The organism is Streptomyces luteoverticillatus (assembly GCF_003970715.1).
In the GTDB taxonomy this organism is placed as follows: Bacteria; Actinomycetota; Actinomycetes; order Streptomycetales; family Streptomycetaceae; genus Streptomyces; species Streptomyces abikoensis.
Genome location: NZ_CP034587.1, coordinates 1,300,204 through 1,319,501, shown reverse-complemented (window position 1 = coordinate 1,319,501; position 19,298 = coordinate 1,300,204). Strand labels below are relative to the sequence as shown.

At 72.5% G+C, this 19,298-nt stretch carries 16 protein-coding genes and 1 riboswitch; of the genes, 12 read left to right on the top strand and 4 right to left on the bottom strand.

Features of this window, described 5'->3' with window-relative positions; genetic code table 11:
- Window positions 1-174 precede the first annotated feature (174 nt).
- Window positions 175-906, top strand: a complete 732-nt coding sequence (locus tag EKH77_RS05330) for a hypothetical protein (RefSeq protein WP_126913284.1) — start codon at window positions 175-177, stop codon at window positions 904-906.
- A 99-nt stretch (window positions 907-1,005) separates the two neighbouring features.
- On the opposite strand, the gene EKH77_RS05325 is transcribed toward EKH77_RS05330, so the two are convergent.
- Entirely contained in the window at window positions 1,006-2,223 is a 1,218-nt protein-coding gene (locus EKH77_RS05325) for an MFS transporter (RefSeq protein ID WP_126913283.1), read from the bottom strand.
- 47 nt (window positions 2,224-2,270) lie between these two features.
- Complete coding sequence (locus tag EKH77_RS05320) at window positions 2,271-4,613, bottom strand: chitinase C-terminal domain-containing protein (protein ID WP_126913282.1); 2,343 nt, start codon at window positions 4,611-4,613, stop codon at window positions 2,271-2,273.
- Between the two features lie 337 nt (window positions 4,614-4,950).
- Window positions 4,951-5,081, top strand: a riboswitch (FMN riboswitch).
- Window positions 5,082-5,265: 184 nt separating this feature from the next.
- Here EKH77_RS05320 and ribD point away from each other — a divergent pair.
- The 10 genes from ribD to EKH77_RS05270 all read left to right on the top strand — a co-directional run bounded on the left by ribD (window position 5,266) and on the right by EKH77_RS05270 (window position 13,878).
- Window positions 5,266-6,399, top strand: a complete 1,134-nt coding sequence (gene ribD / locus EKH77_RS05315) for a bifunctional diaminohydroxyphosphoribosylaminopyrimidine deaminase/5-amino-6-(5-phosphoribosylamino)uracil reductase RibD (protein WP_126913281.1) — start codon at window positions 5,266-5,268, stop codon at window positions 6,397-6,399.
- 2 nt (window positions 6,400-6,401) lie between these two features.
- Window positions 6,402-7,028, top strand: coding sequence for a riboflavin synthase (locus tag EKH77_RS05310; RefSeq protein WP_126913280.1), 627 nt, complete (start codon window positions 6,402-6,404; stop codon window positions 7,026-7,028).
- Window positions 7,025-7,687: a nicotinamide mononucleotide transporter family protein gene (locus EKH77_RS05305; RefSeq protein WP_126913279.1), complete on the top strand. Its 663-nt coding sequence runs from the start codon at window positions 7,025-7,027 to the stop codon at window positions 7,685-7,687. The genes EKH77_RS05310 and EKH77_RS05305 overlap by 4 nt, the downstream gene beginning before the upstream one ends.
- The gene (locus tag EKH77_RS05300) at window positions 7,684-8,964 is read left to right on the top strand and encodes a bifunctional 3,4-dihydroxy-2-butanone-4-phosphate synthase/GTP cyclohydrolase II (protein WP_126913278.1); all 1,281 of its coding nucleotides are present in this window, start codon (window positions 7,684-7,686) and stop codon (window positions 8,962-8,964) included. The genes EKH77_RS05305 and EKH77_RS05300 overlap by 4 nt, the downstream gene beginning before the upstream one ends.
- 29 nt (window positions 8,965-8,993) lie before the next feature.
- Complete coding sequence (gene ribH, locus EKH77_RS05295) at window positions 8,994-9,479, top strand: 6,7-dimethyl-8-ribityllumazine synthase (RefSeq protein ID WP_126913277.1); 486 nt, start codon at window positions 8,994-8,996, stop codon at window positions 9,477-9,479.
- A gap of 33 nt (window positions 9,480-9,512) precedes the next feature.
- Window positions 9,513-9,782: a phosphoribosyl-ATP diphosphatase gene (locus tag EKH77_RS05290; protein ID WP_045932822.1), complete on the top strand. Its 270-nt coding sequence runs from the start codon at window positions 9,513-9,515 to the stop codon at window positions 9,780-9,782.
- Window positions 9,783-9,854: 72 nt separating this feature from the next.
- Entirely contained in the window at window positions 9,855-10,703 is an 849-nt protein-coding gene (gene hisG / locus EKH77_RS05285) for an ATP phosphoribosyltransferase (protein ID WP_126913276.1), read from the top strand.
- Window positions 10,704-10,762: 59 nt separating this feature from the next.
- A complete protein-coding gene (locus EKH77_RS05280; protein ID WP_126913275.1) occupies window positions 10,763-11,227 on the top strand; it encodes a PH domain-containing protein in 465 nt (154 codons plus the stop codon).
- A gap of 243 nt (window positions 11,228-11,470) precedes the next feature.
- A complete protein-coding gene (locus EKH77_RS05275) occupies window positions 11,471-12,802 on the top strand; it encodes a hemolysin family protein (protein WP_126917887.1) in 1,332 nt (443 codons plus the stop codon).
- Entirely contained in the window at window positions 12,799-13,878 is a 1,080-nt protein-coding gene (locus tag EKH77_RS05270; protein ID WP_126913274.1) for a hemolysin family protein, read from the top strand. The genes EKH77_RS05275 and EKH77_RS05270 overlap by 4 nt, the downstream gene beginning before the upstream one ends.
- A gap of 204 nt (window positions 13,879-14,082) precedes the next feature.
- Here EKH77_RS05270 and EKH77_RS05265 read toward each other — a convergent pair whose 3' ends face one another.
- On the bottom strand, window positions 14,083-16,008 hold the full coding sequence (locus tag EKH77_RS05265; RefSeq protein ID WP_126913273.1) for an AAA family ATPase: 1,926 nt from the start codon (window positions 16,006-16,008) through the stop codon (window positions 14,083-14,085).
- Window positions 16,009-16,528: 520 nt separating this feature from the next.
- Window positions 16,529-17,122 carry a uridine kinase family protein gene (locus EKH77_RS05260; RefSeq protein ID WP_240667229.1) on the bottom strand — a complete coding sequence of 198 codons (594 nt, stop codon included), beginning with the start codon at window positions 17,120-17,122 and terminating at the stop codon, window positions 16,529-16,531.
- A 180-nt stretch (window positions 17,123-17,302) separates the two neighbouring features.
- On the opposite strand from EKH77_RS05260, the gene EKH77_RS05255 reads away from it, so the two are divergent.
- Window positions 17,303-18,673 carry a peptidase C39 family protein gene (locus EKH77_RS05255; RefSeq protein ID WP_126913272.1) on the top strand — a complete coding sequence of 457 codons (1,371 nt, stop codon included), beginning with the start codon at window positions 17,303-17,305 and terminating at the stop codon, window positions 18,671-18,673.
- Window positions 18,674-19,298: the final 625 nt, after the last annotated feature.

Here is a 19,298-nt window from a genome sequence, read left to right as displayed (position 1 = left end):
GCTCCCGCGCCCCCGGAGCCCGGCCGGGGGCGGTGCGCCGGGTCCGCTCGCGGTGTTGCTGCGATCGGCGCAATTAACACCTCGTAGGGCTGTATGGCCACGCTTGCCAGATGTTTATCGGTTCATGCGAGGTATGCGTCCCGTGTCCGATTTCCTGCAATTCAGGAGACACACATGCGCAAGCACGTCGGCCGCACCGCGGCCGCCGCGATCATCGCCGCCGCAACCGTCGTTCCGGTCGCCGGGGTCGCTCAGGCCGCGCCGCAGATCGCGTCCGGCAACCAGGTCCAGGGCTGGGACGACGACCATGACTGCGACCGCGGCCGGGACCACGGCCGCGACCGCGACCGTGACAAGGGCCGTGACCACGACAAGGGTCGCGACCGCGACAAGGGCCGTGGCGACCGGGACAAGGGCCGCGACCGCGACCGCGACCGGGACTGCGACCGGGGTCGTGACCGCGACCGGGGCCGTGACCGCGACTGCGACCACGACCGCGGGCGCCACCACGAGGACTGCGACCACCACTCCCACCACATCTACCGGCACGTCTGGACCCACCACAACAACTGGTGGAACTGGGGCGGCAACTGGTTCGGTGGCTGGGGTGGCCACAACAAGTGGGGCGGCCACCACAACCGCTGGGGCGGCGGTGGCTGGGGCGAGGAGGACTGCGGCGGCGGTGGCCGCTGGGGTGGCCACCACAACCGCGGCTGGGATGACGACGACTGCGGCGGCGGTCGCCGGGAAGGCCACCACAGTGGCTGGGGCGGCCACCGCGGCGGCTGGGAAGACGACTGCGGCGGCGGCAAGTGGGGCGGCCACCACGAGCGCTGGGGCGGCGGCGACTGCAACCGCGGCGGAGGCCGCTGGGGCGGCGGCATCTTCGGCGGCATCGTGATCTGACCCCTCGCGCCTGAACAGTCCCCCTCCACCGCGGGCCGTCGCCGCACCCTCCGGGGTACGGCGCACGGCCCGCGGCGGCGCGCGTGGCGGCCCGCCGCCTCAGCGGCGTTCGACGGCCGTCGCGGCCCGGTCCGCCGACGCCGCGCGGACCGGGGCGCGCAGCACGCCCGCGCCCGCCACCAGCCCCGCGGCCCCCGCCGTCACCACGGCGAAGGACACCGTGAGCGAGCCGGCGTTCGCGATCTGCCCGATGACGGCCGGCGCCACCAGCCCCGAGGTGTAGGTGATGGTGGCCACGCCCGCTATCGCCCGGCTGGGCTCGGGCCCGCTGCGCCCCGCCGCCGCGAAGGCCAGCGGCACGACGACCGCGATGCCCAGCCCCATCAGGCCGAACCCGGCGATGACCGGCACCGCCGAACCACCGGCGACCACCAGCAACCCGCCGGCCGTCGCCAGGACGCCCCCGGCCCGTACGGCGCGCACCGGCCCGAAACGCCGCACCGCCGCGTCACCCGCCAGCCGGGCCGCCGCCATCGTGCAGGCGAAGGCCGTGGTGCAGCCCGCCGCGACACCGGCGCCGGAGCCCACGACGTCCCGCAGGTAGACCGCCGACCAGTCCAGGCTCGCGCCCTCCGCGAAGACGGCGCAGAACCCCACCGCCCCGATCGCCAGCGCCGAACGCGGCGGCAAGGCGAAGCGCGGCGGGGGATGCTCCTCCGGCTCCGCCCGCAGATCCAGCACCCAGTGACAGACGACCGCGCCCAGCAGGACGAGCACGCCGGCCGCCACCCCCAGATGGACCCGCGCGTCCGTACCGGCGTGCGCGGCCACCGTGCCCGCCGCCGAACCGGCGAGCGCCCCGGCGCTCCACATCCCGTGCAGCCCGGACATGATCGACCGCCCCAGCCGCTCCTCGGTGCGCACCCCCAGCGCGTTCATCGCCACGTCCGCCAGCCCGGACGTGGCCCCGTACACCGCCAGCGCCAGACGGAAGGCGATCATCCCGGGGGCGAGGGCGACCGGGACCAGCGAGGCGCACCACAGGGCGAGCAGGGCGCGCAGCGCGGTCCGCGATCCGTAGCGGTGGCTTATCCGCCCCGCGAGCGGCATGGCGAGCGACGCGCCGATCGCGGGGAGGGCGAGCGCCAGGCCGAGGCGGCCGGCGCCGATGCCGAGGTGGTCCTGGAACCAGGGGACGCGGGTGGCGAAGCTGCCGGTGACCGCGCCGTGGACGGCGAAGACCGCCGCCATCGCGACCCTGGCCCGGCGGACCGCCGGGGGAGTGCCCCGTTCTCCGCGTCCCGTGCTGCCGTTCATGCGACCCCTCCTCGGCATCGGCCCGTCGTCGTCCGGGCCTCAGTCCATCAGCAGGTGCCGAGGTCCTGCCATACGCCCCATTCACCGGTGGTGCCGGGCTCCTCGCCCTTGGTCCACCACTTGGCCTTCCAGCTGTGGGACTTCCAGGAGACGGTGGCGCCGCCGTTGTAGGCGGTCGCCGTGTCCCAGGCGGGGGCCGCGCAGGTGCCGCCGGTCGGGGTGGCGGTGGGCGTGCCGGTTGGGGTCGCCGTCGGGGTGGCGCCGCCCGGGTCGACCACGGTCGTGCCCCGGGCCAGGTCGCCGGCCAGCGCGTACGTCGTCCCGCCGACGTTCACCGTCCAGTTGGACGGGGTGGCGGCCGGGAGGTAGTAGACGAAGTCGACGACGGCCGTGGCGCCGGGGGCGAGCGACTGGTAGGAGGGGAGCTTCAGGGAGACCCTGTTGTAGTCGCCCTTGAGGCCGCCGATGTTGTTCGCCGCCGTGTGGTCGCTGCGGACGACCTTCAGGCCCCAGCCGGACTGGTCCTTGGCGTTGCCGGGTGCCGAGTTGCCGTAGTCGAACTGGAACTCCGAGCCGCCGGGGATGGTGGTCTTGCTGTTGTTGGTGATGCGCAGCTTGGGGCTGATGGGGTAGTTGGAGTCGCCCAGGGGGAAGTCGGTGAGGCTGACGTCGATGTCGAGCGCCTGAGTGGGCAGGTCGGTGGTCGCGCGCCGGGCGCCGTAGGCGGGGGCGGACTTGAAGGCGTCGTACATCGCCGAGGTGAGGGTGCTGCCGGGCTCGTACTGGCCCTTGGCGGCGTTCCAGCCGTAGTCGCCGGCGAGTTCCCAGATCATGGTGCCGCCGAGGCCCTTGTCCACGACGTACTGGGCCTTGGCCTTGACCGACTGCTCGTCCTCGGTGGACAGGAAGACCTTCTTCTCGGCGTTCCACAGCCAGGGCGCGGTGAGGCCGGCGTCGTAGCGGCGGGCGTAGCTACCGGTGAGCTTGGTGCCGGCGGGGAAGCCGTAGCGGGTGAGGTAGTCGCCCGCGACGCCCTTCTCCAGGTTCTTGGCGTGCCACATGGGGTTGGAGCCGGCGGGGGACTCCTTGCCCTGGTCGTCGAGGTCGTGCCAGAGGTTGTCGATGCCGACGGCGCCGTCACCGCAGGTCGTCAGCCCCGAACCGGCCGGGCAGGCGGTGGTCTTCGCCTGGCCCCACAGGCCGTCGGTGCCGCCGGTGACGTTCTTCCAGCCGCGGGTGTAGTACGGCAGGCCCAGATTGACCCGGCCGGGCGGCAGGGCGCCGCGGAAGTAGTGGTAGGCCCAGTCGCCGTTGAGGTAACCGATGCCGCCGTACTGGGCGGTGGTGTAGACGCCCCACTTGGCGAGTTCGGCGTCCTTTCCGTCGTCGTAGAGCGCGGCGTTCGGGCCGACGAATTCGTTCCAGGCGCCGTGGAGGTCGTACGACATGACGTTGACGTAGTCCAGGTACTTCGTGGCCTGGTACGTCTCCATGCCGCGCAGGAGGTATCCGGAGGAGGGCGCGGCGACGGAGAGCAGATAGTGCCTGCCGTCGGCGGCGCCGGCCCGGTCGAGCTTTTCGCGGAGGGTCTTCAGCAGAGCCGCGTAGCCCTTGTTGAGCCCGCCGCGCCGGGCGTTGGCGAGCGCCCAGTCCTTGGGGTTCCCGGCGTCCTTCATGGAGGTCGGGTACTCGTAGTCGATGTCGACGCCGTTGAACCCGTACTTCTTCACGAACGCGACGGCGGAGTCGGCGAAGGTGTCGATGCCCGCCTGGTTGACCGATCCGTCGGCGTTCGTCGCCGTCTTGTAGAAGCCGCCGGAATCGACGCGCCTGCCGTTCTCGTCGATGTATCCGCCGGTTTCCGCCCAGCCGCCCACGGAGATGAGGGACTTCACGTCCGGGTGCTGTTTCTTGAATTTGTTGAGCAGGTTGAAGTGGCCCTTGTAGGGGAGGGCCGGGTCCATTTCCGCGCCCGCTGTACCGGGCCAGGTCATTCCGGTGGCGGGATTGTCGGGGCCGTCCGCGCCGACGGATATCCTGTCGTCCTGCCCGACGTGCGCGAAGGCGTAATTGAGGTGGGTGACCTTGTCCCAGGGGATGTCGGGGGCCAGATAGGCGGGGGTGCCGTCCTTGCCGGTGCGCCAGCCGGTGAAGTAGCCGATGACGCGGCGCTGGTGGTCGGCGCCCATCTTCTCGCGGCCGGCGGTGTCGTAGACCGAACAGTAGGGGACGTCGACGCCCGGGGTGGTGTAGAGCCCGTCGGGGCGACAGGCGGACTGGTCCTGGGCGTGCGAGGCGGTGGCCGAGAGGGTGCCGACGAGCAGCCCGGCCAGCGCGGTGCCGACCGATGCGAGGGCGGCGGTTCTTCGGGGTCTCTTCAGGGACAACACGAGCGTGTTCCTCACAGTGGGGGCTCTTGCGAGCGCGGTGCGTGGGGGGCTTGCGACGTGCTGTGGCCCGTGGCGTGCGCAGACCGGCGGGCCCTTCGTGCTTCTCCGGAGAAGTGGCGCGGAGGTGTGGCAGAGGTTAAGAGGACTAGACCAGTGCGTCAATAGGTCCGGACCATCGCCGCTTATTCCTTCGTCGCCCTCGGTGTGAGCCTCGGCGCACTGTGTCAAGTCCCCATGGACATCGCGCCGCCGCCCGGCGTACGCTCGGAACGTCCGGCCTGAGGATCAAGAAACCGCAGGTCAGCCACCTTGTACTATTGAGCGAACAATTTTTACGCAGCGCACTCCGGGGTCGGTGAAAATCCGAACCGGCGGTTACAGTCCGCGACCCGACCGCAGCCGGCGGCCGGTTGACCAGGTGAAATTCCTGGACCGACGGTTAAAGTCCGGATGGGAGGCAGTGCGCGGCGGGCACACATCGGCACCACCGCCACAGGTGACGCGGATGGGTGGCGGTTCCACCGGTTTCACCACTGGCACCGCCGTACCCTCTCCCGTCCCCCGGCGGACGGATACCGCCGCTGTGGTCCCGCTCATCGTCGTTCCTTACGACGCCCCGGAGTCCGTTGCCCGATGAGGCAGGAGGACCCCGGTGGCCACCGCGACCGAAGCAGACGCGATGCGACGCGCCATCGCGCTCGCCGCCCGCGCCCTCGGCTCGACCAGCCCCAACCCCGTCGTCGGCTGTGTCCTCCTCGACGCCCGCGGCCGGGTCCTCGGCGAGGGCTGGCACCGCCGGGCCGGCGGCCCGCACGCCGAGGTCGACGCCCTGCACGCCGCCGCCGACGCCGGCCACGACCTCCGGGGCGCCACAGCCGTCGTCACCCTCGAACCCTGCAACCACACCGGCCGCACCGGACCCTGCGCCCAGGCCCTCATCGAGGCCGGCGTCACCCGGGTCGTCTACGCGGTCGCCGACCCGAACCCCACCGCCACCGGCGGCGCGGCCACCCTCACCGCCGCCGGCGTCGACGTCGAGGGCGGCCTCCTCGCCGGCCAGGCGGCCGAGGGCAACGCCGCGTGGCTCACCTCCGTGCGCCGGGCGCGCCCCTTCGTGGTGTGGAAGTACGCCGCCACCCTCGACGGCCGCAGCGCCGCCGCCGACGGCACCAGCCGCTGGATCACCTCCACCGAGTCCCGCGAGGACGTCCACCGGCTGCGCGCCGAGGCCGACGCCGTCGTCGTCGGCTCCGGCACCCTCCGCGCCGACGACCCCCACCTGGCCGTACGCGGCGGACCGCTCCGCCGGGGCGCCGTCACCCAGCCGCTGCGCGTCGTCGTCGACACCCACGCCACCGTCAAGCCCGGCGCCCGCGTCCTGGACGACGCCGCGCCCACGCTCGTGGCCGTGGCCCAGGACGCCGACACCAGCCACCTCACCGGCGTCGAGACCGTACGGCTGCCGCGCGCCGAGGGCGGCACCGGCCTCGACATCCCCGCGCTGCTCGACGTCCTCCACCGCCGCGAGATCCGCTCCCTCCTGCTGGAGGGCGGACCCACCCTCGCCGGCGCCTTCCTGGCCGCCGGCGCCGTCGACCGCGTCATCGGCTACCTGGCCCCCGCCCTGCTGGGCGCCGGACCCGCCGCCCTCGGCGACGCCGGGATCGGAACCATCGCCCGGGCGCTGCGCCTCGACGTCACCGACGTCTCCCGTCTGGGCCCCGACCTGCGCGTCACCGCCACCCCCCTCGCTCCCGCCACCGCTCCCGCCACCGAGGAGAACTGACAGTGTTCACCGGAATCGTCGAAGAACTGGGCGAGGTCGTCGCCGTCGAGGAGCTCGGCGACAGCTCCCGCTTCCGGCTGCGCGGCCCCCTGGTCACCGAAGGCGCCAAGCACGGCGACTCCATCGCCGTCAACGGCGTCTGCCTCACCGTCGTGGACACGGCGGACGGCGAGTTCACGGCCGATGTGATGGCCGAGACCCTCAAGCGCTCCAGCCTCGGCGCCCTCTCCACGGGCTCCCGCGTCAACCTCGAGCGCCCCATGGCGCTCGGCGGACGGCTCGGCGGCCACCTGGTCCAGGGCCACGTCGACGGCACCGGCACCATCGTCGAGCGTGTGCCCGGCGAGCACTGGGAGATCGTGAGGATCGCCCTCCCGGCCCCGCTCGCCCGCTACGTGGTGGACAAGGGCTCCATCACCGTCGACGGGGTGAGCCTGACGGTGGTCGAGGCCGGTGACGACTGGTTCACCATCAGCCTCATCCCCACCACGCTCGCCCTGACCACCCTCGGCGTCAAGCAGGTTGGGGAGCCGGTCAACCTCGAGGTGGACGTCCTCGCCAAATACGTCGAGCGGCTGCTCGGCAAGCCCTCCGCCGGAGAGAGCGTCACCGAGGGGGCCGTCGCGTGAGCGCCCTCGACTGGCTGAGCCAGGAGGCCTTCTCGGCCTTCGGCCAGAAGGTGATCTGGTCCGACATGATCGGCAACACCATCGGCCTCGCCGCCCTCGCCCTCGGCTGGCGCCGCTCCATATGGACCTGGCCCGCCCAGCTGCTCTCCGGCCTCATCCTCGTCACCGCCTACGCCTCCGCCCACCTCAGCGGTGGCGTCGGCAAGCAGCTCCTGGTCATCGGGGTCGCCGCGTGGGGCTGGCGGCAGTGGACCCGTGGCAGGCGGCAGGCCCAGGACGGCTCCCTCGCCATCCGTTTCGCCACCTGGCGCGAGCGCGCGGTGCTCCTCGCCGGCACAGCCGTCGGCACCGTCGCCGTCGGCGCCCTCTTCACGGCCGTCCCCGAACTGTCCTGGAACCCCTGGCCGGACGCGTACATCTTCGTCGGCACCCTCGCCGCGATGGTCGCCCAGGCCCGTGGGCTGGTGGAGTTCTGGTTCGCCTGGCTGCTCGTCGACGTCGTCGGCGTCCCGCTCGCCTTCGACAGCGGGCTCGCCTTCTCCGGCCTCGTCTACGTCGTCTACTTCGCCCTCGTCCTGTGGGGCATGCGCGACTGGTGGCTGCGCTCGCGGATGAGCGGCACGGCCACGGGAACTGTTACGGAAGGAGTGGCGGCATGACCGCCCTGCAGAGCTGGTACGCGAGCGACGAGATCGTCCTGGACCCCGTCGAGCGCGCCATCGCCGACGTCGCCGCCGGCCGGCCCGTCGTCGTCGTGGACGACGCCGACCGCGAGAACGAGGGCGACCTCATCGTCGCCGCCGAGAAGGTCACCACCGAGATCGTGGCCTTCATGATGAGCGAGTGCCGCGGCCTGATCTGCGTGCCCATGGAGGAGCCGGACATCGACCGGCTCGACCTGCCGCAGATGGTCACGCGCAACACCGAGTCCATGCGCACCGCCTTCACCGTCTCCGTCGACGCCACCCGCGCCCACGGCACCGACACCGGCATCTCCGCCGCCGACCGCGCCGTCACCATCCGGCTGCTGGCCGACCCGGCCGCCATCCCCGGCGACTTCGTCCGCCCCGGCCACGTCTTCCCGCTGCGCGCCAAGCCCGGCGGCGTCCTGGCCCGCAACGGCCACACCGAGGCCGGCGTCGACCTCGCCCGCCTCGCCGGGCTCCGCCCCGCCGCGGCCATCGTGGAGATCGCCGGCGAGGACGGCGCCATGCTGCGCCTGCCCGAGCTGGTCCCCTTCGCCCGCAAGCACGGCCTGTCGATCATCTCCATCGAGGACCTGATCGCCTACCGCCGCGCCTCCGAGCCCACCGTCCGGCGCGAGGCCGAGACCCGGCTGCCCACGGCCTTCGGCGACTTCAAGGCCTACGGCTACCGCTCCACCGTCGACGGCGTCGAGCACATCGCGCTGGTCGCCGGCGAGCTCGGCGACGGCGAGGACGTCCTGGTGCGCGTCCACTCCGAGTGCCTCACCGGCGACGTCTTCGGCTCGCTGCGCTGCGACTGCGGACCGCAGCTCCACGCCTCCCTGGAGCGCATCACCGACGAGGGCCGGGGCGTCGTCCTCTACCTGCGCGGCCACGAGGGCCGCGGCATCGGACTGCTGCCCAAGCTGCGCGCCTACCAGCTGCAGGAGGACGGCCACGACACGCTCGACGCCAACCTGGAGCTGGGCCTGCCGGCCGACGCCCGGGACTACGCCTCAGGCGCCCGGATCCTCACCGACCTCGGGGTGCGCTCGCTGCGGCTGATGACCAACAACCCCGACAAGACCGCCGCCCTCGTCCGGCACGGCCTCAAGGTCAACGGCCGCGAGCCCATGCCCGTACAGGCCGGCGAGCACAATCTGCGCTACCTGCGCACCAAGCGGGACCGCATGGGGCACGACCTGCCCTGGCTGGACGGCGAGCACGTGTCCGCCTGCGGCAACCAGTGATCGACAGACAACGACAGAGGAGACGGTACGTGAGCGGCAAGGGCGCCCCCCAGCTGAGTGTGAAGAACTGCCAGGACCTCCGGGTGGCGGTCATCGCGGCACAGTGGCACGAGAAGGTGATGGACGGTCTCGTCGACGGCTCCCTGCGGGCCCTCCACGAGCTCGGCATCGACGAGCCGACGCTGCTGCGCGTCCCCGGCAGCTGGGAGCTGCCCGTCGTGGCCAAGGTGCTGGCCGGCCGGGGCTACGACGCCATCGTCGCCCTCGGCGTCGTCATCCGAGGCGGCACCCCGCACTTCGACTTCGTGTGCCAGGGCGTCACCCAGGGCCTGACCCAGGTCTCCGTCGACACCGGAGTCCCGGTCGGCTTCGGCGTACTGACGTGCGACGACGAGGCGCAGGCCCTGGACCGCGCCGGGCTGGACGGCTCCGCCGAGGACAAGGGCCACGAGGCGGTCACCGCGGCCGTCGCCACGGCCGTCACCCTGCGCTCGGTCTCCGAGCCCTGGCACTGACCCGGGGCGGGAGCGGCGTAGGGTAGGGGGACCATGTCCAAGAAGACGTTCGAGGAGCTCTTCGTCGAGCTCCAGCAGAAGGCCTCCGGCGACCCCGCCACCTCCCGCACCGCCGAGCTGGTGGGCAAGGGCGTTCATGCCATCGGCAAGAAGGTCGTCGAGGAGGCCGCCGAGGTCTGGATGGCCGCCGAGTACGAGGGCGCCGAGGCCACGGCCGAGGAGATCTCCCAGCTGCTGTACCACCTTCAGGTGATGATGGTGGCCCGGGGCATCTCCCTCGACGACGTATACGCTCACCTGTAGATCCACCGGAACCACCGGATCCGCGGACCACACCCACCCGTTCTTCTCTCCGTACAAAAGGAAAACGACCTCATGCTGCGCATCGCCGTTCCCAACAAGGGTTCTCTCTCCGAGCCTGCGTCGGCGATGCTCCATGAGGCCGGCTACCGCCAGCGCAAGGACCGCAGGGAGCTCGTCCTCGTCGACGCCGAGAACGACGTCGAGTTCTTCTTCCTGCGGCCCCGCGACATCGCGGTCTACGTCGGCTCCGGCCGTCTCGACATCGGCATCACCGGCCGTGACCTGCTGCTCGACTCCGGCTCCAAGGCCGAGGAGATCATGCAGCTCGGCTTCGCCGGCTCGACCTTCCGCTACGCCACCCGCCCGGGCACGGCCCAGGGCGTCGGCGACTTCGGCGGCATGACGATCGCCACGTCCTTCTCCGGCCTGGTCACCAAGCACCTGGCCGACAACGGCGTCGACGCCTCCGTCGTCCACCTCGACGGCGCCGTCGAGACCGCCATCCAGCTCGGCGTCGCCGAGATCATCGCGGATGTCGTCGAGACCGGCACCACCCTGCGCAACGCCGGACTGGAGATCATCGGCGAGCCGATCCTCAAGTCCGAGGCCGTCGTCATCCGCCGCCACGGCGCCCCCGCAGACGACCCCAAGGTCCGGCAGTTCCTCCGCCGGATGCAGGGCGTCCTCGTCGCCCGCCGCTACGTGATGATGGACTACGACATCCGCGTCGAGCACGTCGAGCGCGCCGTCTCCCTCACCCCCGGCCTGGAGTCGCCCACCGTCTCCCCGCTGCACCACGAGGGCTGGGTCGCCGTCCGCTCGATGGTCCCCGCGCAGGACGCCCAGCGCATCATGGACGAGCTCTACGACCTGGGCGCCCGCGCCATCCTGACCACCGGCATCCACGCCTGCCGCATCTGACGGTCCCGCAGGACCCCGAGCGCCCAGGACCCGCTCACGACCCGAGGAAGAACACCGACGTGACCTCCCCCGTGCCGCCCGCCGACCCCCACCGGCTGCCCGTCACCTTCCGCCCGACCCGCACCCGCGCCGTGCTCATCGGCATCGGCGTGGCCCTGGTGGTCGTGCTCACGGTGATGTCGCTGCTGCTGGAGTCGTTCACCACGGGGGACCGGGTCACGTTCATCACCACCGGGCTCCTCGGGCTCGGGGTCCTGGCGCTGCTCAGCCGGCCCAAGGTCGTCGCCACCGAGGACGGCGTCACCGTCACCAATCTGACGACCGTCCGCCGGCTCGCCTGGGCACAGATCGTGCGGGTCAATCTGCGCTCCGGCGACTCCTGGGTCCACCTCGACCTCTCCGACGGAACGAGCCTGCCCGCCATGGGCATCCAGACCGGCATCGACAGGCAGCGGGCCATCGCCGACGCCCGCGCCCTGCGCGCGCTCGTCGACGCCCACGGAACCGTCCACTCCGCGGACTGACGCGCGACCCCCGCCGTTTCCCCGCAGTCTCCCCGCCTGAACGTTCCCGTTCATGACGTGAGCGATCCGGTTCACGACCTGACGATGCCGTCGCCGGTTCCTTGATTACTCTGGTGCCACGGGCACACACGTGCCCGCCCCGCACCGGGGACACCCGCGAACCGAGGAGTGACGTACTCCGGCAATGGACGGATCGTCCTGTAGTACCTGCGCCGCCCCCCTCAGCGAGGCGGCGTCATGAGTATCACCGTGTCTCTTCTGCTGCTCGTGGCAGCGCTCCTGCTGATCCTGGCGAACGGCTTCTTCGTCGCCGCCGAGTTCGGGCTCGTGACCGTCGAGAGGCCGGAGGCCGAGCGGGCCGCCGCCGACGGCGACCCCCGGGCCCGGACCGTGGTCGCGTCGCTGCGCGAGCTCTCCTTCCAGCTCTCCGGTACCCAACTGGGCATCACCATCACCTCCTTGGTGGTCGGCATGCTCGCCGAGCCCGCGCTCGGCAGGCTGCTCACCGGCCCCCTCGCCGCCACCGGGCTGCCGGCCTCCGCCGCGCCCGGTGCCGCCGTCGTCACCGGCATGCTGCTGGCCTCGGCCGTGCAGATGGTCGTGGGCGAGCTGGTGCCCAAGAACTGGGCCGTCTCCCGGCCGCTCCAGGTCGCCCGCTTCGTGGCCGGCCCCCAGAGCGTCTTCGCCCATCTCTTCCGGCCCGTGATCACCGGGCTGAACACGGTCGCCAACCGGCTCGTCAGGGCCCTGGGCGTGGAGCCCGCCGAGGAGCTGGCCTCCGCCCGCACCCCCGGCGAACTCGTCTCGCTCGCCCGGCACTCCGCCCGGGCCGGCGCCCTGGAGCAGGACACCGCCGACCTGTTCGTGCGGACCCTCTCCCTCGGCGGGCTGACCGCCCAGCACGTCATGACCCCCCGGGTGAAGGTCAGCGCCCTCCAGTCCGGAGCGACCGCCGAGGACGTCCTCAACCTCACCCGCGCCACCGGCCTCTCGCGCTTCCCCGTCTACCGGGAGCGCCTCGACGAGGTCGTCGGCATGGTCCACCTCAAGGACGCGCTGGCCGTACCCGGCCACGACCGGCTGCGCACCCCCGTGACGCGCATCGCCGTCGCCCCGATGCTCGTCCCCGGCACCCTGCCGGTGCAGCCGCTGCTGGAGCGGCTGCGCAGCGAACAGCCGATAGCCGTGGTCGTCGACGAGTACGGCGGCACGGCCGGGGTGGTCACCCTGGAGGACATCGTCGAGGAGCTCGTCGGCGAGGTGCGCGACGAGCACGACGCGCTCGACGCGGGCCGCCCGGCACTGGTACAGGTGCCGCGCGGCGACGGGCACGTCGTCTGGGACGCCGACGGCGACTGCCGCGTCGACGCGCTGCGGCGCATCGGCCTGGAGGCGCCCGACGGCCCCTACGAGACCGTCGCCGGTCTCGTCGCCGGCCTGCTGGGGCGCATCCCCGCCCCCGGTGACGGCGCCGAGCTCCCCGGCTGGCGGCTGAAGGTCCGCCGCGTCGGCCACCACCGCGCCGAGCGGGTGCGGTTCGTCCGTACGGACACCACGGCGGGGGAGCGGCGATGAACGTGCTGCAACTCCTCTTCGCCGTCCTGCTGGTGCTGGCGAACGGCTTCTTCGTGGGCGCCGAGTTCGCGCTCGTGTCCGTACGGCGCAGCCAGATCGAGCCGAAGGCCGCCGAGGGCTCGGGCCGCGCCCGGACCGTCCTGACCGGGCTGGAGAACCTGCCCGAGATGATGGCGGCGGCCCAGTTCGGCATCACCATCTGCTCCCTGACGCTGGGCGCGGTCGCCGAGCCGACCGTGGCCCGGCTGCTGGAGCCCGCCTTCCACGCGATGGGCCTCCCCGAGGGGCTGATCCACCCGCTGGGCTATGTGATCGCCCTGGCCCTGGTGGTCTTCCTCCACCTGGTCATCGGCGAGATGGTGCCGAAGAACCTGGCCATGTCCGCCCCCGACCGGGCGGCGCTGTGGCTCGGTCCGGGCCTGGTGACCTTCGCCCGGCTGTGCCGGCCGGTCACCCGGCTGCTCGGCGCCTGCGCCCACGGGGTGCTGCGGCTCTTCCGCGTCGAGCCCAAGGACGAGGTGGAGGCGGTCTTCACCAGCGAGCAGCTCAACCGGCTGGTCGACGACTCCCGGCAGGCCGGCCTGCTGGAGCCCGAGCAGCAGGAGCGGCTGGAGGACGCGCTGGGCCTGGGCAGCCGCCCGGTCACGGACGTCCTGCTGGACCCGGCGACGCTGGTGACGGTCGACCCGTCGGTCACCCCCCGGGAGATCGAGGAGCTGACGGTCCGGACCGGCTACTCCCGCTTCCCGATATGCGCCTCCCCGGGCGGGGCCTTCATGGGCTATCTGCACGTGAAGGACGTCCTCGACCTGGAGGACCGCGAGCGGGCGGTGCCGCAGCACGTCTGGCGCCGCGTCCAGACGATCCGCGCCGAGCTGCCGCTCGACGACGCCCTGACCGTGATGCGGCGGGCCGCCGCGCACCTGGCCGCTGTCGCGGACTCGTCGGGGCGGGTGCTGGGGCTTGTCGCCCTGGAGGACGTTCTCGAGATGCTCGTGGGCGAGGTACGGGATCCGGCCCACCGGGTGGTTCCGGACGCGCGGATGCCGGAGGCGCGGGAGGTCATGGTGGGCTGACGGCGGTCCGGCACCGCCGGGCTCCCCGGTGGGGGTTGGCCGCCGTCGCGGCGGGGGCGGGGCCCCGGTCCCGCCCCTTCCCGTTTCCTGGGGCAAGCCCCCAGACCCCCGGGGTCCGGGGCGCAGCCCCGGGAAACTGGGGGCACCTCCCAGCGGTAGCTGGGGGAGAAAGGGCGGGATTGGGGCATCCCCCGGCGGGAGCCGTCACGGCGCAGGGTCCTGCGGCGCGTCCCCCTGGCGGCGCCGGGGCGAGCCCCATCCCGGCCCCGAAAGAACCTCCCCGTACGCCTGCATCAGATCCGGCAACCGCAGCGTCGCCAGATCGTCCCGCGTGGGCGTCCCCGCGTACCCCGAGAGCCGCAGGTCCCGGTACGCGCAGCTCTTCTCGTACAGGGTGCGCAGGAAGCGCCCGTTGCCGAGCTCGTCGATCCAGCCCTGTTCCACCACGTGGGCGCTGATGCTGCGGAGTTCCTCCAGTGCCTCCTCGTCCCACGCGTCGCCGTTCTCCGCGGCCAGGACCTCGCCGATGCTGGTGAGTTCGGCGGGGCGGTAGCTGGGGAAGTCCACGCGGGTGGTGAAGCGGGAGTGGAGGCCGGGGTTGGCGGCCAGCAGGCGGTCCATGCCCTCGGGGTAGCCGGCCAGGATGACGACGAGGCGGTCGCGGTTGTCCTCGGCGCGCTTGAGCAGGACCTGGAGGGCCTCGTCGCCGTAGGCGTCGCCCTTGCTGTAGCCGGAGTTGGAGAGGCTGTACGCCTCGTCGACGAAGAGCACCCCGCCGAGCGCGGAGTCGATCAGGTCGTTGGCCTTGACGGCCGTCTGGCCCAGGAACTCGCCGACGAGATCGGCCCGCTGGGCCTCGACGAGATGGTCGCCGCCGAGCAGCCCCAGGGCGTAGAAGACCCGCCCGAGGATCCGGGCGACGGTGGTCTTGCCGGTGCCGGAGGGGCCGGAGAAGACGAAGTGGCGCTTGGGGGGCTGGACGGGCAGTCCCTGGCCGGCCCGCAGCCGGGCCATGTGCAGCTGCGCGGACAGCGCCCGCACCTGGCGCTTGACGGGTTCGAGGCCGACCATCCGCTCCAGTTCGGCGAGGGCCTTGGCCAGCAGCACCGGGTCCGAGCGGCCGGGCGCGGGCGGCGGGCCGCCCTGGGCCGGGACGCGGAACTTCTCCCGTACGCCGTCGGCCTCGACGGGGGCGTTGCCCGCCGTGCCGCCGGGCATGGGCGCGGGGTCCGGGTCGGTGCCGGTCAGCAGGTCGAGGGGGTCGGTGAACGGCTGGGGCTCCGGTTCCACGCCGGGCTCCTGCGGCTCGGGGGCGACGGGCCCGCCGAGCGGTACGGGCGCCAGGTCCACCGGGACGTCGTCCAGGCCGTCCCCGTCGGCGATGGCGGTCAGCCGGGCGGCGGTGTCCATGAAGGTCGGGTCCACCCGGTGGACGGCCCGGTAGAGGGGGAGGGCGGCGGCGCTGCGGCCCGTGCCCTCGTGGGCGCGGGCGAGCCAGTAGCGCAGCTCCTTGCGCTGGGGCTGCTCGCTGCGGCAGCGCATCAGCGCGGCGGCCAGCAGCGGCTCGGCCTGCCCGTACATCTCCAGGCGCACCCGGGCCATGCCGCCGAACAGGCCCGCCTCGATGCCGAGCAGCGCGTCGTCGAGGAGGGGCTCGGTGTGGCGGACGAGGTGCTCCCAGTCCTTGACGAGATAGGCGCGGCAGGCGTGGAGGAAGCGCACCTGGGCGTCGGTCTCCGCGGGCGGGCAGCCGGCGAGGGCGCGGTCGAGCTCGGGGACGTGCCGGCTGTCGAGCCAGTGCGAGGCATGGGCGAGCAGCAGATCGCGATGGCTCTCCAGCACCGGCTGTACCCACCAGCCCAGCCAGTACCAGGAGTTAAGAGGCCGTCGATGGCGGGCGCGCTGCTCGCCGAAGCGGTCGCGGTGCCGGTACATCCGCAGCAGCGCGGTGGTGGTCTCCGCGCGCAGCGCGTGGAGGCCGAGCCAGGCGTCCGCCATCCCCGGATCGGCGCGGACCGCCGCCCGGAACTCCTTCTCGGCCTCGGTGTACGCGCCCATGGTGTAGGCGTCGACGGCGCGCAGCCAGGCGAGATCGGCCGGGGCGGGCGGGCCCTGCATGCCGAGATCCATCACGTCCCCCACAAACCTGCCCCCGTAGCGTGCCGTGCCGACGGGCGAGTGCCTTGGCCGCGCCTTTCCGAACCGCTGTGCTGTGGACGGGAGTTGACCATCAATACCGACGCGTCCCGCGCGGCCGGCCCGGGGCCGCCCGCCGTCGGGTGCGCCGTCTCGCATCGTACCTGCGCGATCGGTGTCGGCCGAAGGGTGTGGAGGAGCGGTTCGCGGCACGGGAGTGAGCCGGGGGCGGCCGGGAAAGCGATCCGGAGAGCGATCACCCAGGGTGACTCCGTACGGCGGTGCGAGGGAACAAACGGCGCGAATCGCCGGGCGGGGGCAGTACGAAGCCCCCGATCACGGGGGAACAACCGGGGGCTTCGCGTCTGCAAGCGGCCTTGGGGGGCCGCACATTGAGAACGTAAGTCCTGTAAGCCCCCTGGGTCAAGCCGAGTTGGGGCAGTAGGCGGGGAACCTACGCACCCTTGGCGCGGTTCGGGCGTGGGTGTGCACGGAGAGTGAGGGGAAGCGCGGGTCAGTCGGTTTTCGGATGCCTCTCCAGCACCTCGTATCCCTCGTTGCACTGGAGTACCAGTAGTCCTGCGTAGGGCCGGGACGGGTCGGCGGCGAAATGCGCGCGCTCCGCTCGCTTCCAGCCGTCCCAGAATTCGGTCAGTTCGGGGCCGTCGCGGAGTTGACCCCTTTCCCAGGAGCCCTCATGCGGCAACTCCATCCACAGCAGGCACGCGAGAAACGGCCTCAGTTCCGCTCGTCCCGCGCCCACGCCCTCCAGCAGGACCACGGGGGCCGCGGGCAACTCCCGCTCCTCCGGCGGAAATCGGCGTGCCACCCAGTCGTAGGCGCGGTACCGCGCCGTCTCGCCGCGCGCGAAGGGGTCCAGCACCCACGACCTCAGCCGCCCGGTCCACTCGAACAGCTCCTCGTGCGTCGCGAGGTCGTCGAGGTGGAGGACGGGGGCACCGCCCAGGGCCGCCGCCAGCCGCTCGCTGAAGGTGGTCTTCCCCGAGCCCGCGTGCCCGTCCACCGCCACCAGCCGCACGGGGCCGATGGACGGGGGCAGCGCGCTCAGCCGGCGGGCGAGGCCGCTCAGCGTGGTTCGTTCGTTCACCGCCCCACCCTAGGACCGCACCACCCCAGGACCGCGCTCCCCCTGCGACCGCCATCGGCGGTATGGGGGACGCGCCGCGCGGGAATCACTGGCCTGGGCCGTCCGGTGGCGCGATAGTGGTCCGGCCCGCCGGGCCGGTCCGGCAGCCCGCGGCACCGACCACACACGACTGGGGGCCACATGTCCAGCAGACCCACACCGCGCCGCACCGTGCTCACCGCCGCCCTCGCCCTCACGGCCGTGACCGGGCCGCTCGCCTCGGTCTCCGCCGCGAGCGCGCCGGCCGGCGGCGGCTCCGCCCGCCCGGAGGGCTCCGTCGACTACCGGGCCTGGTCCACCTTCCCCCAGTGGTCCGGCGGAAAGGGCGCGGGCACCGAGGTCGTCCGCGGCGACCGCCCCGGGCTCGTCATCGACCGTCCCCTCGGCGACGTCGACTACACCGACCCGCACACCGGTACCACGGCCCGCTGGGAGTACGCCACCTGGCTCTCCCCGCTCCGCCGGCTGGACACGCCCGCCACGGAGATCGTCGTCTCCTGGAACGCCCGCACCCCCACCGGCACCTGGCTCCAGGCCGAGCTGCGCGCCTCCTACACCGACGGCACCCGCACCCCCTGGTACGTGATGGGCCGCTGGACCTCCGGCGACGCGCCCGGCGACATCCGGCGGACCTCGGTCGACGGCCAGGGCGACAAGCGCAGCAGCGTCTCCACCGACACCCTCGCCGTCGACGACCGCGCGAGCGGCACCCGCCTGGCCGCCTACGAGCTGCGGCTCACCCTGTACCGCAGGCCCGGCACCCGGCTGAGCCCCACCGTCTGGCGGCTGGGCGCCATGGCCTCCGACATCCCCGACCGCTTCACGGTGCCCGCCTCCCGGCCGGGGGAGGGGGCGGGCCACCGGCTGCGGGTCCCGCGCTACTCGCAGGAGATCCACAAGGGCCAGTACCCGGAGTACGACAACGGCGGTGAGGCGTGGTGCAGCCCCACGTCCTCGCAGATGGTGGTCGAGTACTGGGGCCGGCGGCCCTCGGACCGTGACCTGGCCTGGGTCGACCCCTCCTACGCCGACCCCCAGGTCTGCCACGCGGCCCGGTACACCTACGACAACCAGTACAAGGGCTGCGGCAACTGGCCCTTCAACGCCGCCTACGCCGCCACGTACCACGACCTCCAGGGCGTGGTCACGCGGCTCCGCTCGCTGAACGACGCGGAGCGGCTGGTCCGCGCCGGGATCCCGGTCATCACCTCGCAGTCCTTCCTCGCCACCGAGCTCGACGGCGCCGGATACGGCACGGCGGGCCATCTGATGTGCGTGACCGGTTTCACCGAGAGCGGCGACGTCGTCGCCAACGACCCCGCCAGCCCCTCCGACGCGGCGGTCGAACACGTCTACAAGCGGCGGCAGTTCGAGAACATCTGGCTGCGGACCAAGCGCCACAACGCCCAGGGCCAGGTCAGGAGCGGCTCGGGCGGCGTCTGCTACCTCTACTTCCCCGTGCGCCCGACGACCCGCCAGGCCCGCGCGCTGGCCTCGGTCGGGGTGCGCTGACCGGCCGGTCCCACCGGGGCCGCCGGCCGGCCCCGGTGACGATCCCTCTCATCACGGACCCCCCACGTGTACCGCACATACATCCTCCATGTGATCATTTGCAGCGGTGGCCGGTAAGCGGCCGATAGCGATCGATTTCGTGATCATCGACACGTCCCGCCATCACCGCAGTCGCGGTGGACCCCTGGGGCGGAAGAGATGCATGTCACGCGATCGGGTGGTTTCGAACCGCTGTGGAGAACAACCCGCAGGAGGCGAAGGTGGCCGGTGGCCGAATGCGGATGAGCCATTTCCGCTTGACGCTTCCATTCGAACGAACGATCAGTAGCCTCTGCTCATCACCCCCCGACACCCTTGTGATGAGCTGGAGACACACTCTGATGGAGCGTCCCACCAGGGCCCCCCGGGGCAGCGGCCCGTTCTCGTCCCACGCGTCGGGTCTGCCGAGGGTCACGTCGGAGAAGAAGCGGTACGGCATCGACCGTGCGGTTTGTTCTTCGTCGCTGGCGCGCCCTCAACAGGACGCCATGTCGGTGACTGCGGCCCGCATCCGGAAGCGGAATCCCATACGGACGCGGCACGCCGGGGCGGGGTGGCAGCCGTGACCGGACGGTTCAGTGGCAGA

Bases quoted from the DNA above. Each gene is read 5' to 3' on its own strand.
- EKH77_RS05300 (WP_126913278.1), top strand. From the start codon at position 7,684: ATGACCGCCCTGCAGAGCTGGTACGCGAGCGACGAGATCGTCCTGGAC.
- EKH77_RS05325 (WP_126913283.1), bottom strand. From the start codon at position 2,223: ATGAACGGCAGCACGGGACGCGGAGAACGGGGCACTCCCCCGGCGGTC.
- EKH77_RS05290 (WP_045932822.1), top strand. From the start codon at position 9,513: ATGTCCAAGAAGACGTTCGAGGAGCTCTTCGTCGAGCTCCAGCAGAAG.
- EKH77_RS05330 (WP_126913284.1), top strand. From the start codon at position 175: ATGCGCAAGCACGTCGGCCGCACCGCGGCCGCCGCGATCATCGCCGCC.
- EKH77_RS05255 (WP_126913272.1), top strand. From the start codon at position 17,303: ATGTCCAGCAGACCCACACCGCGCCGCACCGTGCTCACCGCCGCCCTC.
- hisG (WP_126913276.1), top strand. From the start codon at position 9,855: ATGCTGCGCATCGCCGTTCCCAACAAGGGTTCTCTCTCCGAGCCTGCG.
- EKH77_RS05265 (WP_126913273.1), bottom strand. From the start codon at position 16,008: ATGGATCTCGGCATGCAGGGCCCGCCCGCCCCGGCCGATCTCGCCTGG.
- EKH77_RS05270 (WP_126913274.1), top strand. From the start codon at position 12,799: ATGAACGTGCTGCAACTCCTCTTCGCCGTCCTGCTGGTGCTGGCGAAC.